Source organism: Streptomyces bungoensis (assembly GCF_001514215.1).
GTDB classification, from domain to species: domain Bacteria; phylum Actinomycetota; class Actinomycetes; order Streptomycetales; family Streptomycetaceae; genus Streptomyces; species Streptomyces bungoensis.
This window is the reverse complement of the sequence record NZ_KQ948864.1, coordinates 1-14,354: the sequence shown is the minus strand read 5'-3', so window position 1 is coordinate 14,354 and position 14,354 is coordinate 1. Positions and strand designations below refer to the sequence as shown.

Sequence of the window (14,354 nt, the reverse complement as noted above, 5' to 3'; positions counted from 1 at the left end):
TTAGGAGCCAGCGTCTTCGGGAGGCGGTGCCCAGTACCGTCGCCAGCGAATGCGTGGCCTGGCCAGAGTGACCTCAGGTTCGCGCCGGGACGTTGAGTATCAGGCTATGTGCCCGGTCGCGTCGCGCAGCGCGCAGGACAGGCTTCCTGTTGCCTGTTCGTCCAGCAGCCCGGAGCTGCGCATCAGGTCGCCCAAAAAGCGGTCCCAGGAGGATCGCTCCACACACCCGGGGCGAGCAGCATCTTGGTGAGCGGCCAGTACGTCACCCGCCTACCGGTCGCCGCGATTCCGCGCGCGCCTGCACCGCCCGGGAGACCGACGGCCTGTGGAAGGCCGTGGTGGACGCCCGTACAGATCTCATACTGGGCGTGTCCCTGCTGCGTTCGGAAGCCGGCGAGGTGCTCACCACGGTGCAGACGGCCATGACCGCACGCCTGCCCCACACCGCGCTACGGGACAGGATCATCATCCGACCATGACCGAGGACCTCAACCTGCTCTTCGCTGCGCCTTTGACGTGACCAGAGCAGGCGCCGACGGCGGTCATCGGTGCAGACGGCCATGACCTGTGGCGACTCATTCATGACCGAGGCAGTTGAAAGCAGAGGTGAACGCGCCCGGCTCGCCCCGCCGGGATCGCGCCACCCCTACGCCTCGCCTCGCCTCTTCCTGCCACCGGCGTCGCACCGGCCGTCGATGCGTGGGTGGAGTGCGGTTGTCGCGAGCCGATCTGCACGACCGCCGACGTGCCGCCGACGCTCGGGGGCATCGCCCTCGAGCTGAGATCGCCTTGGCCACCGCCCCCGGCGATGAGGAACGGCGCCGCCCACTGCGGGCGGACCACAGGTGTGCGGCCGTGGACAGGTGCGCAGCCGACAGCCCGTGCGTCACCGCTCGCCTTCACCGGGGACCGCGGCCTCTCGCATCCCGCGGTCACGCGGTCCGCGACGGCCACGCAGGGGTCGGAGTCATCGCCGGAGCGCATGGCGCGTACGTCTCGCACGATCGGACGTGTGCCAGGGGATGACCCGAGCTTTGCGCGTCAGCCCGCCACCGGACCGGCCGCTCCCTTTGACCGCCTCCCTGCCGCGGCCATGAGGAGGTCAAGGGTGCCGTCGGCCGTCCACCGGCCAAAGCCGTCCGTGCAGGTGTGCCAGGGTCCGAACCGCCTCGGCAAGCCCCTGCAGGCCACGGCGGTACGGGCAGCGGTCCCGTCCCTCCCAGCGGTACGGGGAGCGCAGCCCTGGGCGCCACCGGTTGAGTGCTCACGCTCGTGACCGAGCCACCAGCTGCGCGGCCTGGACCAAATTCGAGGCTCCCGACAGGCCACGCTCAAGAACCTCATCGGGCCGTCCGCCGTAGCGGTGCACGGCGTCCGCGAAGTGCTGCATGTCCTTGCGCATCAGATGGTGCACATGGCCGGCGAGGTCAGGGGTGATGTCCCTGCCGAGGGCGCGCAGAGCAGCGCTGCCGCCGCTGCTCGTGTCGATGATGTCGATGAGCGCAGGCACATTCAGTCCTACCTGTTCCGCCAGCTCGAGGACGTCTTCGGCGTTCTTCATATTGGTAATGGTCAGTGCGTTGTTGAACAGCTTGGTCAGCTGCCCGGCGCCCACCGATCCCATCAGTCGCACGGTGTCGCTGAAGGCCTCGAACACCGGGCGGGCGGTTTCGAAGGCGTCGACAGGGCCGGCGGCGAATGTGGTCAGGGTCCGGGCGCGGGCACCCGGGCTGCCGCCGCTGACCGGAGCATCCAGATAAACGGCGCCGGCTGCCGCGACGTGAGCACCGAACCTTTCGGCCTCCCCGGGATCACCCGTGCCGTGGTTGACGATGATGGTGCCCGGGGCAACGCCCGCCAAGAGACGCTGGTCGATCAACAGGTTCCAGATGTCTGCGTCATCACGTAGGCACAGCGCGATCAGCTCTACGGAGCGGGCCAGGTCGGCTACAGAATCGTGCACCCTGTGCGGCACTGCTTGGACTGCGGACAAGGAGGCAGGGCGGCGCGCCCAGACGTGCAGTTCAAAACCCTGCTCGCCGATCGCCTCGGCCATGGGCCCGCCTTGGTCGCCGAGGCCGATGAACCCGACTTTCTCGATGCTCTTCATGTCTCGCTTTCATGGTCCTTTCGTTTCGTTCCTGGTCGCGAGGGTCAATGCAGGATGGCTGTGCCGACCTCCCACAGGCGCTCGGCATTGGAGGCGTCCAGTGCGTAGGGCGCGACTCCGGGCACACCGAGTTCGGTAGGCCGGGCGGTCACCTGGGGTGCTTCGTTGACGTCTTCGAAATAGCGTCCGCCGATGCCCTCGACCAGCGGCGATGCGGCAAGGAAGACGGAGGTGGCCGCTCCCTGGCCGATCGTCTTGCGGTACGGCTCGGGAGTCTTCAGCCCGCCGGTGTGCCGCTGTAGGTTGGTGGCGATCGCTCCGGGGTGCAGCGCGTTGGCCCGGATGCCGTCGCCTGACCAGCGCCGGTCCGCCTCGACGGCCAGGAGAACCTCGGCCGTCTTGGACTGACCGTATGCGCCGAGTGCGTCGTAGGGACGGAAGCGGTAGTCGAGGTCGTCGAAGACGACCGGGGAGAACAGATGGCCGCTGGACGACACCGACACCAGTCGGGCACCACCGGCGTCGGCAAGCGCGCTGTGCAGGCCGAGGGCCAGAGCGAAATGCCCGAGGTAGTTGGTGGCGAACTGCTGCTCGTGACCACTTATGCCCCGCTGCAACTCAGGGAGCATCATGATCCCCGCGTTGTTGACGAGGATGTGCAACGGCCCGGTCCAGGTGGCGGTGAAGGCGTGCACCGATTCCAGGTCCGCCACGTCGACCCGGGCGACACGGATCGCGGCGTTGCCGGTCCGGGTGCGCAGATCGGCAGCGATCTGCTCACCGGCATCGGGACGCCGGACCGCCAGGGTCACCTCAGCTCCGGCGGCAGCCAGAGCACGGGCGGTCTCCACCCCGATGCCGGAAGTAGCGCCGGTGATCACAGCCCGCTTCCCGGAGAGGTCAACGTCCTTGATCACGTCCGAAGCGGTCGAGTCGCGGTCGAAAGGGCTGCTGAAAAGCTTGGTCATGAACATTCCTCGATCGAGATGGCGGAGAAGCGCGGCCTCGCCAGAAGGAGAGCCGTAGCGGGCTTCGCATGGGCCGCATGCCTGGCGGCCGCTGGAACGGTGGCGTTCCCAGCCCGGCTGTTCACCGGCCGTGCGCACAGCCCACTGTGCGACATCGACCACCGGCCGACCAGGACTGCCTGAGGCTGGGACCAGCAGGGCCACCCACACAGGGCCACACGTCCCTACCCTGGAACGCATGACAGCCACCGGTGAGCCGGGCACCCTCGCCGCATACCTTCGCGCCCGCAGGCAACTCGTCCAGCCCGCCGCCGTGGGCATCGCGGACGTCGGAAACCGGCGTGTGCCCGGCCTTCGCCGCGAGGAAGTCGCCTTCCTCGCCGGCATCAGCTCCGATTACTACGTACGTCTGGAGCAGGGGCGCGACCGGCACCCCTCCGAACAGGTCCTGCTGAGCATTGCCCAGGCTCTGCAACTGGACGAGGAAGCCACCAGCTACCTCCTCAAGCTTGCCGCCTCCCGCCAGTCCCGGCCCCGGCGGCCACGCAAGCCCGAACGGGTCAGCGACGGCATCCGCACCCTGATCAACTCCTGGCCGCTGACCCCGGCCTACGTCCATGGCATGTACATGGATGTGCTCGCCGCCAATCAGCTGGCCATCGCACTCTCGCCGTACAACGCGCCCGGCCACAACAGCATCCTCGCCGCATTCCTGGAGCCGGAAGTGCGCGAACTACATCCCGACTGGGAAGAGATGACCGCACGCGTCGTGCCCTATCTTCGGTCAGTCGCGGGCCCGAACGTCGACGATCCGCGACTCGTCGAGATAGTGGGCGAACTCTCGGTGCGCAGCGAACGCTTCCGCCGCCTCTGGGGACGTCAAGACGTCAAGAACAAGTCCAGTGGCGTCAGCCCGATGCAGCACCCGGAAGTCGGTCCGCTGGAACTGCACTACGAGAAGCTACTGATCCCAGGCGCGGCAGGCCAGATCCTGGTCACCTACCATGCGCGGCCTGGCAGCACGTCCGAAGAACGTCTGCGCCTACTCGCCTCCCTGAGCGGTCCGCTCCACCCGCAGCGGGACGCTTCGCACACCCCGGCCGACAGGTGATCCGGGTTCCAACAGCACTGGGCGGACGAGGACCAGTGCAGCACCCGGGCCGGCCGGAGCAGCCCGACATGCGACTGGGCATGGCGCTGGGAATGATCGCCGACCCCTGAGATCGTCACTGTGTCGGAGCAGCAGCGCCGCTCCGCAGACCTCTGCCAGCGCCGGCCCGAGGTCGCGCGCTCCACTGACGTGGGGCGGGGCGGTCACAACGCGGACGGCCAGGAGCAGGCCGAGGCTGTCGGTGACGATGTAGCGCTTGCGGCCCGTGACCTTCTTGCCCGCGTCGAAGCCCCCTGGTGCCGGCGGGGACGGTGCCGACGGTGCGCACGGACTGCGAGTCGATCAGCCCGTCGTCCACAAGACGGGTGAACTCTGCTCAGGTACCTGCGCCCGACCCACCTACCACCCCATCGGCCGGTTGCGGACCACCACTCAGCAGCCGGGTGGATCCGTCTCTCCCCCCGGGTCAGGCGTCGACCGGGCCGGCGGGAGGGGAGGCAACGTCGTCTGACAGGGCAGCAACGGCCCGTCTGTCAACCAGCCGCCGCAGTTCTGGAGTGGGGCGGTCCGGGTCGTGTCAGCTGTGGTTCAGGGACCACGCGACCTGGTCTGCGTACCATCGGGCAGCCGTGACACCGTGCCAGGAGTACGCTTCCTCGACCTGGTCCCAGTACCAGCGGCTGGCACTGACACCGCGAGACGAGTGGGCTTCCGCGACCTGGTCCTGGTACCAGCGGGTGGCACTGACACCGTCCCACGAGGCCGCTTCGCCCTTGTGGGTCGCGGCCTGTACGGACCTGGGCTGCGTGTGCTGCACGGGTGCCGAGATCGGGGCGGCCGATGCCGAGCCGCCGAATCCGAGAAGCGTCCCGCCGGCCAGTGCCGTGGCGGCCAGTGCGATCGACAGGCGCTTCGTCATGCTGTTCATGGTCATTCCTTACAAAACTGCCGTGGCTTCGCCGATCCGGCGGGCGCCGCTTCCATGTGAACCGAGATCCGGGAATCCCGGCCAGTCCGCTGGCTTCAAGGTCATCCGGAGGGGGGCCTCACGTTCGACTCCGTCACCGTACCCGAGGGGCGCCTCATGTTTGCAGTGAGCATCATCACAGCACGTAGGAGGCCTGGGATTGCGATCCGGAAACAGGGTGATCCCCCAATGGGAGGGGTGCCTCATGTTACTGTCGACCTATGAGCCACCATCGCGCCCCGGCCCTGAGCGACGCCCCGGCGAAACCCTTGCGCCGTGACGCACAGCGCAACAGGGACGCGATCGTTGCCGCCGCCCGCACCGCCTTCTCCGAACAGGGCCTCGGAGCCTCCCTGGAGGGCGTCGCCCGGGAGGCCGGCGTCGCGATCGGCACGCTCTACCGCCACTTCCCCACTCGCCTCGCTCTGGTCGAAGCACTTTTCAACGTGAAGTACACGGAGCTGCTCATCGCTGCGGAGGAGGCCGCGGCCATGGACGACGCCTGGGAGGGATTCTGCTGCTACATGGAGAAACTCTGCCAGCTACAGGCTTGCGACCGTGCCTTCAACGACCTGGTCTCCGCACGGCTCCCCCTCCACGCGGCCGGCCGCGAAATGCACGACCGTGCCCAGGAAATCTGCAGCCAGATCATGCGCAACGCCCAGGAGCAGGGCACCCTGCGCGACGACGTCACCCCGCAGGACATCGCCTTCGTGACCTGGTCCCAGGCCGGAATCATCCAAGCCACCCGCACCATTGCCCCCCGGGCCTGGCGCCGCCACCTCTACCTGATGCTCGACGCCTTCCGCACCCAGGGCGCCCACGAACTGCCCGAGCCTCCCCTGACCAGTGAGCAGGCGCACCAGACCCGCACCGCTCTCGAGTGCACCGAAGGTGACTGCTGCGAGCAGTCCTGACCCGTCGGCACGGCCGGCAGCCCAACGAGGACGTCGCCCGGCTCTCCCCGCTCAAGGACCGGCACATCAACTTCCCGGGCCGCTACCTGTTCAACATCGAGGCCAGCGGCCCGGGCCGGGGCCTGTGTCCCTTCCGCGATCCCGACGCCGCTGAGGACGACGAGGAAGGGGCCTGACGGCGCGGGCGTATCCGGGACGTCAGGCCGTTCGTTCGCTGCTTGCTACCGGGCCCTGGGGCCGGGGGCGGGCGGGGTGCGAGGTCGCAGGCACTCTCCCTGCGGCCCGAACATGATCAGGTACTCGACCGGGCCGCCGGGGCCGGCATTCGCGACCCCGTGGGGATTGCGGGTGCCGAACTCGGCGACGTCCCCGGCACTCAGGACGAGGTCCTGGTCGCCGAGTGCGAGCCACAGCCGCCCGTACAGGACGCACAGCCATTCCCAGCCGTCGTGGGAGACCTGTCAGGGCCGCGCGGGCGGCTCCTGGACGGCGGGTAGGACGTGTTTGTGGGCGTGCAGGCCCCCGACGTACCGGGTCAGCGGCAGCACCGCCTTGTCGTCGCCGAAACGCTGGAGCGCGGAGGTGCGGGGCTCGGCGGCGGGAGCGGTGCCGGCCAGCTCGTCCAGGGAGACGCCGTACTCCTTCGCCAACCGCAGCACCACTTCCAGGGTGGGCTTGCGCCGGCTGGCCTCGATCCGCGACAGCGTGCTCGGGGAGATGCCGGTCGCGCAGCTGACGCCGGTGAGCGTGGAGCCGCGGTGTTCGCGTGCGGCCCGCAGCCGGGGGCCCATCGCCGCCAGCGTGTCGGCCACGTCGTCGCCTGTCACCCGCTCTGCCCTCTTTCGCACGTGCCGCTCCACCGTCCTGTCCTGCAAGTTTGCCAGAGTGGCAAGGCTCATCGCGGTGGACGGTCGCTGCGCCGCATGATCGATGCGTACCTGCGTCCACCCGCGAACCGAGAGAAGACCCCATGCAGCCCGAGCCGTCCGCCACACTCCGCCACCGCACCGTCAAGGCCCCGGCCGGGCGCCTGCACCTGGTCGAGCAGGGCACCGGCCCGCTGGTCCTGCTCGTGCACGGCTTCCCGAGTCCTGGTACTTCTGGCGCCGCCAGCTCCCGGCCCTCGCCGCGGCCGGCTACCGGACGGTGGCGATCGACGTACGCGGCTACGGCCGCTCCTCCAAGCCGGAGGCGACCGACGCCTACCGGATGCTCGACCTGGTGGAGGACAATGTCGCCGTCGTGCACGCCCTCGGCGAGGAGGACGCAGTGGTCGTCGGTCACGACTGGGGCTTCAACATCGCCGCCGTCTCCGCCCTGCTCCACCCCGAGGTCTTCCGGGCCGTCGCCCTGCTGAGCGTCCCGTACGCGCCGCCCGGCGGCCCCCGCCCCACCGACATCTTCGGCCAGATCAGCGGCCCCGAGCAGGAGTTCTACGTCTCTTACTTCCAGGAGCCCGGCCGCGCCGAGACGGAGATCGAGCCTGACGTGCGGGGCTGGCTCGCGGGCTTCTACGCCGCCCTGTCCGCCGACACCATGCCCGCCCTGTCCGCCGACACCATGCCCGCCCAGGGCGAGCCCGACCCGCACTTCGTCGCCCACGGCGGCCAGCTGCGTGACCGTTTTCCCGCCGGCATCCTCCCGGCCTGGCTGGCCGAGGACGACCTCGACGTTTACGTCGGAGAGTTCGAACGTACGGGTCTGACGGGCGCCCTCAACCGCTACCGCAACGTGGACCGCGACTGGGAGGACCTCGCCCCCCGCCGCGGAGCCCCGATCAAGCAGCCGTCCCTGTTCATCGGCGGCGCCCTGAACGCCTCCACCACCTGGATGTCCGACGCTATCGACGCCTTCCCCACCACCCTCCCGGCCTGACCGCCTCCCATCTCCTAGAGGGCTGCGGCCACTGGATCCAGCAGGAACGCCCCGAGGAGATCAACCGTCTGCTGACCGGCTGGCTCAACACCCTCACGGGTTGAACGGCCGGGCGCGGCCGGGGCTTCTGTACACGGAACAGTTCGGCGCGTGCTCGGGTGAGCGTGTCAGGGCGCGGTCAGCGGTTCCTGCCACAGTCGGTTCTGCGAACGGAAGTCGGGCGGACGGGCAGCCGGGAGCATGGAGAGGTGCCCGGAGTGGTTGATCGGGGACCAGCGAGCTCGCCTCACGGTCGGGCCCTTCTCGGGCCCACGCAGGTTCGAATCCTGCCCTCTCCGCCGTAGCCCGCCCCTTCCGTGGGGCCGTGGGGGTGGCCAGGGCGGCGCGTCCGCACTCAAGCCCGTGGTGCCCGTCGTGTCTGACCAAAGCAGCCCACATCTCATTCGGCGACAGCGCGCATTGGGGCATCATCGGGTGCCGCAGCCCGTCGTGCTCGCGCTCCTGCCACCCGCAGATGATCCACTCCTGCAGCAGGTCGTCCAGCTGGGCCAGCATACACACCGCCTCGCCCTCGGCGCCCTTGCCCCGCTCGCCGGTGTACGAAGCCGTGTAGGCGGCCACGTGCTGCACGAACAGCGTGTTGATCGACGAAAAGGTGCGCTCCACATGCCCCTTGGCCGGCCCGTTGCCCGGCGGCGCGGGCTGCACGGAAATGCCCAGCGACTCGCAGGCGGCGATGAACGAGGACGAGACGAACACCTTGCCCTGGTCGACCACGACGGTCTGCGGGGTGATCACCGGCCGCGCCGCCGCGCCCTCCAGCCGGGCATCCACGCTCAGCAGCCGCTCGTAGGGCACCACCGAGTGTTCCATTGCCAGCGCCTCAACCCAGCCGGGCCGCATCGGGGCCGGAACCATCATCTGCGCCAGCAACTGCGCCGCGTCCACGCTGCGGGTCCCCTTCGTACGCAGCACGGCCGCACAGATAGTGCGGGTGGCCACATCCAGCGCGATGGTCAGCTCCGGACGCTCCACCACCCCGTCATCGAGCACCACGAAGGCGTCCAGCACGGTGCTGTCCAACATCACCAGCTCACCCGGCGCCATCACCGTCGTCGGGACGAACGGGGGAGCCGGCCTCGCTGAGCGCCAGCGGCGCTGGCGCGCACTGCCCAGCAGCCCGCGCCCGTCGGCGAGGGCGTGCACGAGCCGACGTTGCAGCCGGGGGCAGCGGCACCACCCCGTCCCCGTAACGCTCGGCCAGCAGCCGCCCGGTGTACACCCGAAGCCGTCCCAGCGTCCCGCTGGAGCGCTCCCGCCCCGTCTCCAAAACCTCCCGCAGGGCGGCGATCACCCGCTCGTCCGCACGCCCCAGCGTGCTCCGCAGCCGGGTGGCCCGGTGGTCCACCAGCCCCCACACCCCCTCCCGACGGTAACGGGCCCGCATCCGCCGCACCGTCACCACGCTGGCGGGCAGGCCGGCCGCCGACAGCTCCACCGCCTTCGCCTCCTCGCGCTGCACCAGCGTCCGCGTCTGCGGGTCGTACTCCGCCCGTGGCGAACCTGCCGCGCGCCCGGCCCGGCCGGCCACCCCGTCTCCACCTCCCGCACATGCCGCTCCCAGAGCAGCGCTCGTTCCCGCACCGCCTCCGGCAATGACTCCAGCAAGCCCAGCGGCGGCACCCCGGGCACTCCCGGCACATCCAGGACCTCGAACCCGGCATCGGCGAACAGCAGCGACAGCAAAGCCGGCCAGCCGCACCTGGCCGCCACCAAGGGCGACCATCGTCCAGCTACGCCCCCCGAACCGCACCCGGCACCCCGGCTCCACCACCGGCCTGCCCGGCATCCCGCTGTCCGCCCTCACGCTGCCGCCTGCGCCCACACCGGCATCCGCTCATGCATCGCCGCCTGCAGGTCCGCCACCAGCCGTCCTGCCCACAGGGCATGGAACAGCGCGGGAAGCACCACCAGCGAATTCCCTACCTCGCGTACGCCCTCCCACAGCGGCGCGGGCTCGGCGAACGCCTCCTGCAGCGCGGCCTCCAGCAACCGGCCACCGTGGTGCCGCGGGTGCCGGTATCCGGCCAGCCAGGTCACATTGCGCCGGTACACCGGATCGACAGGACCAAGCACCCAGTACCGCCAGCCCGCCGCCGCACAGATCTCTCCGACCACCGCAGCAACAGACCGCTGACGCCGAGACAGCTCTGCTCTCCCCGTGCAATCGGCGAGCACCCCCTGGCCATCGGCCAGCCGGAGCATCAACTGAGGAGCATGCAGCCACACTCCGCTCGGCACATGCCACCGCAGCTCCAGCGGCCGGGCGGCCAGTGCGCTGACGCGCGGATCGCGGTCGAGGAGCATCACGTGCAGCCGCATCGCCGCGGACCCGTAGTGCACAAGCCTTCCGGTGGTGGCCGCCCACCACCACCCCCGTGCCAGACGCTTGCCTCTACGGACTGGGAACGGCTTCAGCGGCGGACAGCTTTCGAAGACCACCTCGGCGGCGGCCGACGACCACCTCGAGCACTCCGTCGCCCCGCCGGCTACCCGGAACAGCACATCCACCGAATCGACCTCGGGCCGCCATGCCCCCGCTCTGTCCCACCCGGCATCCTGCACACCGAACCCAACGGCTTATCGGCCCATCCGGTAATGGGCACACGCGGCCCCAACTTGCGCCCGGAAGTCCGCTGCAGGCCTGCTCGCTCAGCGCTGTCGGTCGGGAGAGTCCGCTGGGAGAGAGCCACACCGTATTGCCGGTCGCAACCGTGCTCGTACGTACGTGCAATGTGCGCCATATGTACGTTTCGCAGTCGGGTAGACGGTGCGGGCCGCTGTGACTGGGCGGTCGGTTCTTGGTGGCCGTCAGGTCCAGCGCATGCTGATGGCGGCCAGTTGCTCGACCCGCTCGGGCGAAAGGGCGGCGGCTCTGGAGCGCTGGTTGCTGACCCATGCCCCGAGTTTGATCTCTCGTTCCTCCTGCACCTCGCCGCGCTCACCGTCGTGGCCGCCGTTCCCGCCGCCGGCGACGAGGATCCGTTCGATGTGCTTGCGCGGTACGCGCAGGTGCCATTCGCGCTGGTAGTACTGCTTGGCGGCGGCGTAGTTCATTGCCCATTTGTCGGCCTGGCTGCGCCGTGGCTTGGGCTTCTCGTCTTCGGCTGCGGGTTCGATCCCGAGGATGTGTTCGCACATCCACTGCTGCACGGTCGTCAGCTTGTCCCAGCCGAGCCGGACTGAGCGTACCCATCGGCCGAGGTCCTGGCCCTGGTGCACGACGTCGCCCGGCGACGTGGGCAGCGGGCGGCCGGCCTGCAGGTGGAGTCGGACGAGGTGGAAGGCCCGCTGCCACTCCACCGGCCAGGCAGGGCACCACGACGGGTCGATCTCGTCCAGCTGTTCGCGTCGCTCCTCCGACAGTGCCCCGGCCGACGACGGAACAGGGAGGCCCTCGGCTCGCCGCTGCTCGATCTCGATCGCCCTGCGGGCGGCGGCGCGGGCGTTCTTCAGCCAGATCCCCACCCGGTAGCCCTGGTAGGTGGCGTCCAGTGGCGCCAGCAGGTGCCCGTTCTCCTCGGCCCAGCCGCGCGCCGCCGCGAGTCCTTCCTCCCATGCGACGTCGAAGTGCGACCAGATCATGCCCAGCTTCTCCAGCTGCGCGATACGGTCCTCGTCCATGTCGCCGTGGGCGTAGAAGCGCCGGTTGTCGGCGATCCACTGCCCGAGTGGGAACCCGGCGAGCGAGGCCGGCCACCCTTCGGCCTCCATCGCCTGGTCGTCGCGGCCGGGCACGCGGTAGGTGAAGGGCACCTTCAGGTCGCCGTGGAGCCGGTTGTAGATGGCGGCGGCCTCAATGCCGCGCCGCCAGTGCTCGTGCTCGGGGTTGAGGACCCGGAGGTTGATGAACGCGGCCAGCTGCGCGGGGTCGCGCGGGGTGGAGAACTTCAGTAGCTCCCGGGCCGGCATCGACGCCGGTCGCTTCGGTCGCTCTCTGCTCCCTCGCCCTCCAGTTCTCCGCTGCGGGTCTGTACGCCTGTGACACGGCTTCGCGCCTGGGGCTCGGCGAGCTGCTCCACGACGCGGGCGTCGTGCGCCCGGAGCGCCTCGAGGAGCTTGGCGAGCCCGCCGTAGGCGCGGGAGGTGAGCATGTTGTCCACCGTCTCTCCGGGCCCGAGCAGGACCGGCACCACGAGGGAGGCGACCTTGCCCTCACCCGGCCGCACCCGCAGCGCCCGACCCACGGCCTGGACGAGGTCGGGCATGGAGCCGCGGACGTCCGCGAAGTACACGGAGTCACAGCGGGATGTATCGATGCCTTCGCCGAGCACGCGGACGGACCCGAGGAACGTCTTCTCCACGACCGTGCCGTCAGCGGCGACCCCCTGGGAGAACTCGTCCAGGACTCGCCGCCGGTGGCCCGGCTTATGCTCGCCGCACAGCCAGTCCGCCCACACGGTGCGCGGGTACAGCCCGGGATCCGCGGAGTGCAGTCGGCCGGCGACGCGGGGGAGGCCGGCCGCGAACGCTTCGGCCTCTTTCACCTGGTGGTGAAAGACCATTGTCCTGCGGAAGCCTTCCTCGGCCGACGCTTTCACCAGCGCGGTCTGCAGGGCGGCGAGCCGGGCCCCGCGCACCTGCTCGGACCGTGCGTCCTCGCCCAGGAGCTGTGCGGCAAGGAGATGGGTGTCGGTGATGTCCAGGCACACCACCTGGTACGGGGCGCAGATTCCGCGGTCGATCGCTTCGGACAGTGTCAGCGTGTAGCAGCGGCTGCCGAAGGGAGAGTCGGGGGAGTCCTCCATGCTCGCGACCAGCTCACCCGGTGCGCCAGGTGCAGCCTCGGTGTCCTCGCCCAGTTGCCACAGCCGTGGGGTGGCGGTCATGTAGAGCCGGCGGAGCGCGGGGATGCGGGTGTTGTCGTGGACGACTGCCCACGGCCTGCCGATCCGGCCCGAAACCCGGTGCGCCTCGTCCACGACGATCAGGTCCCAGCCGGGAAGGCCGGCCTGGTGGGCGCGCTCGAGCGTACCGAGCCCGAGTGAGGCGTAGGTGGCGAACACGGTGACCTTGTCGAACGGCCGCACCCAAGCGACCAGCTCGTCCACGTCCGTGGTGTTGGGGAAGGGCGCTTCCGTTCCCCGCAGCGAGGACACCCCGATCACCGGGCCTGTGCGGCCTCCCGCGCGCCAGGCGGCCTCGGTCTGGGCGAGCAGATCGAGGGAGGGCACGAGGACCAGGACACGGCTCGCACGAAGCTCCTCAGCGCTGCGGGTGGCCACCAGAGTCTTGCCCGATCCGGTCGCCATGATCACCTGAGTGCGAAGACCCTGCTCCGGCACAGTCGATCTTGCAGGAAAATCAAGCGCCCGAAGCACGGCGTCCACGGCTTCTCGCTGATGAGAACGAAGTTGCTTCACGGTCATTCCGCTCTACTCTCTCCTGGGAGCCGGACGACAGTCCACACACCGAAATCCAAGCAACCGGCGTGCAGGTAATGAGCGTTGACACCAAGCACCCCACCCAGACACCAGATCCACATCCATGCCGAGGGACACAGAGGAGCACAGTGCAGTGGTCACAGTCCTCACAGCCTCGGAAGCAATCCACTCCAGAGTCTATCGCAGTTTCAAAATGAAGCAGACATCTCGAAGAATCAGCGAGCAAGCCATGGGTACTCCGCAGTCGTCCCCGTCCATCTGTTTTGGAGAGTCATGACACAGAAGACTGAAAGCGACACGAGCAACCGGTTCTGCAAGGCGTGCGGCACACCGGCCGAAGACAGGAAACTGTGCAGCCACTGCGGCGCCGTCCTGGACCTCCCAGACGGTGCAGGACTGATCGAAGACCAAGGCGCAGGAGTACGACGCGACTTCGAAGGACGCACCCAACAGCAAGAGCAGAGGTGAGCAAAACGGCAGGAGCCAACCCGCCCTGCTGAACAGTGCGCCCTGGGGTACACGGCAGCGCATGGCACCGAAGACCGAACGCATCCAGTTCCTGCGGGCTGTGCGGCAGCTGCACCGCGTCCGCTCCTTCTACGCTGCGGGTGTCCTCCTGTGGGCGGGGTCCACCGCCTGGACCGGTTGGCAGGCGCCCGGGAGCCGGCAGATGTGGGTGTCTGTCCTCCTCTTGGCCGTCTTCACCGGCCTTCTCGTGGCCGCCGGCCTGTCCCTGCGGCGTCTTGCAGTTCCCGGGACGGGTCGGCCGGCGCATCACGCCGCCTCGCGCAAGACGACAGGCCCCAGCCACGCTCACGCTTGAGGTCCCGTCAGCTGCGGCAGTCCGCCACTGAGCCTGCGAGACACTCCCTTGCTCTCGTAGCCAGCCTGGCCCGCGTCAGCGGGCCATAGGGACTGGAGGCGAAGCCGGAAGGACCGATGAGGCGGGGGAGCGCAGCGGA

Annotated in this window: 13 protein-coding genes and 4 pseudogenes; 7 read left to right on the top strand and 10 right to left on the bottom strand. The window is 69.4% G+C overall.

The window, feature by feature from the left end:
* Positions 1-99: 99 nt before the first annotated feature.
* Positions 100-222, bottom strand: a complete 123-nt coding sequence (locus AQJ66_RS40685; protein WP_279617338.1) for a hypothetical protein — start codon at positions 220-222, stop codon at positions 100-102.
* Here AQJ66_RS40685 and AQJ66_RS41030 point away from each other — a divergent pair.
* Positions 213-479, top strand: coding sequence for a hypothetical protein (locus AQJ66_RS41030; protein WP_425264308.1), 267 nt, complete (start codon positions 213-215; stop codon positions 477-479). The genes AQJ66_RS40685 and AQJ66_RS41030 overlap by 10 nt on opposite strands.
* 785 nt (positions 480-1,264) lie before the next feature.
* Here the strand turns inward: AQJ66_RS41030 and AQJ66_RS24760 are convergent.
* Both AQJ66_RS24760 and AQJ66_RS24755 read right to left on the bottom strand, forming a co-directional pair.
* A complete protein-coding gene (locus AQJ66_RS24760; RefSeq protein ID WP_061926407.1) occupies positions 1,265-2,110 on the bottom strand; it encodes an NAD(P)-dependent oxidoreductase in 846 nt (281 codons plus the stop codon).
* A 44-nt stretch (positions 2,111-2,154) separates the two neighbouring features.
* Positions 2,155-3,084, bottom strand: a complete 930-nt coding sequence (locus AQJ66_RS24755) for an SDR family NAD(P)-dependent oxidoreductase (RefSeq protein ID WP_425264304.1) — start codon at positions 3,082-3,084, stop codon at positions 2,155-2,157.
* A 232-nt stretch (positions 3,085-3,316) separates the two neighbouring features.
* Here AQJ66_RS24755 and AQJ66_RS24750 point away from each other — a divergent pair, with 232 nt between their 5' ends.
* Complete coding sequence (locus tag AQJ66_RS24750) at positions 3,317-4,189, top strand: helix-turn-helix domain-containing protein (protein ID WP_061926403.1); 873 nt, start codon at positions 3,317-3,319, stop codon at positions 4,187-4,189.
* 207 nt (positions 4,190-4,396) lie between these two features.
* On the opposite strand, the pseudogene AQJ66_RS40280 reads toward AQJ66_RS24750, so the two are convergent.
* Positions 4,397-4,538, bottom strand: a pseudogene (locus AQJ66_RS40280) (IS5 family transposase); the annotation flags it as partial.
* A 228-nt stretch (positions 4,539-4,766) separates the two neighbouring features.
* A complete protein-coding gene (locus AQJ66_RS24745; protein WP_061926401.1) occupies positions 4,767-5,117 on the bottom strand; it encodes a hypothetical protein in 351 nt (116 codons plus the stop codon).
* A gap of 260 nt (positions 5,118-5,377) precedes the next feature.
* Between AQJ66_RS24745 and AQJ66_RS24740 the strand changes: the two genes are divergently transcribed.
* Positions 5,378-6,073, top strand: coding sequence for a TetR/AcrR family transcriptional regulator (locus AQJ66_RS24740; RefSeq protein WP_061926399.1), 696 nt, complete (start codon positions 5,378-5,380; stop codon positions 6,071-6,073).
* Positions 6,074-6,294: 221 nt separating this feature from the next.
* Here AQJ66_RS24740 and AQJ66_RS24735 read toward each other — a convergent pair.
* Positions 6,295-6,900 (bottom strand): annotated as a pseudogene (locus AQJ66_RS24735) (helix-turn-helix domain-containing protein).
* 143 nt (positions 6,901-7,043) lie between these two features.
* Between AQJ66_RS24735 and AQJ66_RS24730 the strand changes: the two are divergent.
* The 3 genes and pseudogenes from AQJ66_RS24730 to AQJ66_RS40275 all read left to right on the top strand — a co-directional run bounded on the left by AQJ66_RS24730 (position 7,044) and on the right by AQJ66_RS40275 (position 8,801).
* Positions 7,044-8,052, top strand: a pseudogene (locus AQJ66_RS24730) (alpha/beta fold hydrolase).
* A gap of 138 nt (positions 8,053-8,190) precedes the next feature.
* Positions 8,191-8,286: pseudogene (locus tag AQJ66_RS39025) on the top strand.
* A gap of 374 nt (positions 8,287-8,660) precedes the next feature.
* A complete protein-coding gene (locus AQJ66_RS40275) occupies positions 8,661-8,801 on the top strand; it encodes a hypothetical protein (protein WP_244162925.1) in 141 nt (46 codons plus the stop codon).
* A gap of 240 nt (positions 8,802-9,041) precedes the next feature.
* On the opposite strand, the gene AQJ66_RS40270 is transcribed toward AQJ66_RS40275, so the two are convergent.
* The 4 genes from AQJ66_RS40270 to AQJ66_RS41020 form a co-directional block, all read right to left on the bottom strand.
* Positions 9,042-9,539, bottom strand: coding sequence for a hypothetical protein (locus AQJ66_RS40270; RefSeq protein ID WP_061926396.1), 498 nt, complete (start codon positions 9,537-9,539; stop codon positions 9,042-9,044).
* Between the two features lie 272 nt (positions 9,540-9,811).
* Positions 9,812-10,519, bottom strand: coding sequence for a TnsA-like heteromeric transposase endonuclease subunit (locus AQJ66_RS24715; RefSeq protein ID WP_244162924.1), 708 nt, complete (start codon positions 10,517-10,519; stop codon positions 9,812-9,814).
* A gap of 300 nt (positions 10,520-10,819) precedes the next feature.
* Positions 10,820-11,920, bottom strand: coding sequence for a helicase associated domain-containing protein (locus AQJ66_RS41025; protein WP_425264303.1), 1,101 nt, complete (start codon positions 11,918-11,920; stop codon positions 10,820-10,822).
* The gene (locus AQJ66_RS41020) at positions 11,899-13,377 is read right to left on the bottom strand and encodes a DEAD/DEAH box helicase family protein (RefSeq protein ID WP_425264302.1); all 1,479 of its coding nucleotides are present in this window, start codon (positions 13,375-13,377) and stop codon (positions 11,899-11,901) included. The genes AQJ66_RS41025 and AQJ66_RS41020 overlap by 22 nt, the downstream gene beginning before the upstream one ends.
* A gap of 544 nt (positions 13,378-13,921) precedes the next feature.
* Here AQJ66_RS41020 and AQJ66_RS40265 point away from each other — a divergent pair.
* Positions 13,922-14,215: a hypothetical protein gene (locus tag AQJ66_RS40265; RefSeq protein ID WP_061926392.1), complete on the top strand. Its 294-nt coding sequence runs from the start codon at positions 13,922-13,924 to the stop codon at positions 14,213-14,215.
* Positions 14,216-14,354: the final 139 nt, after the last annotated feature.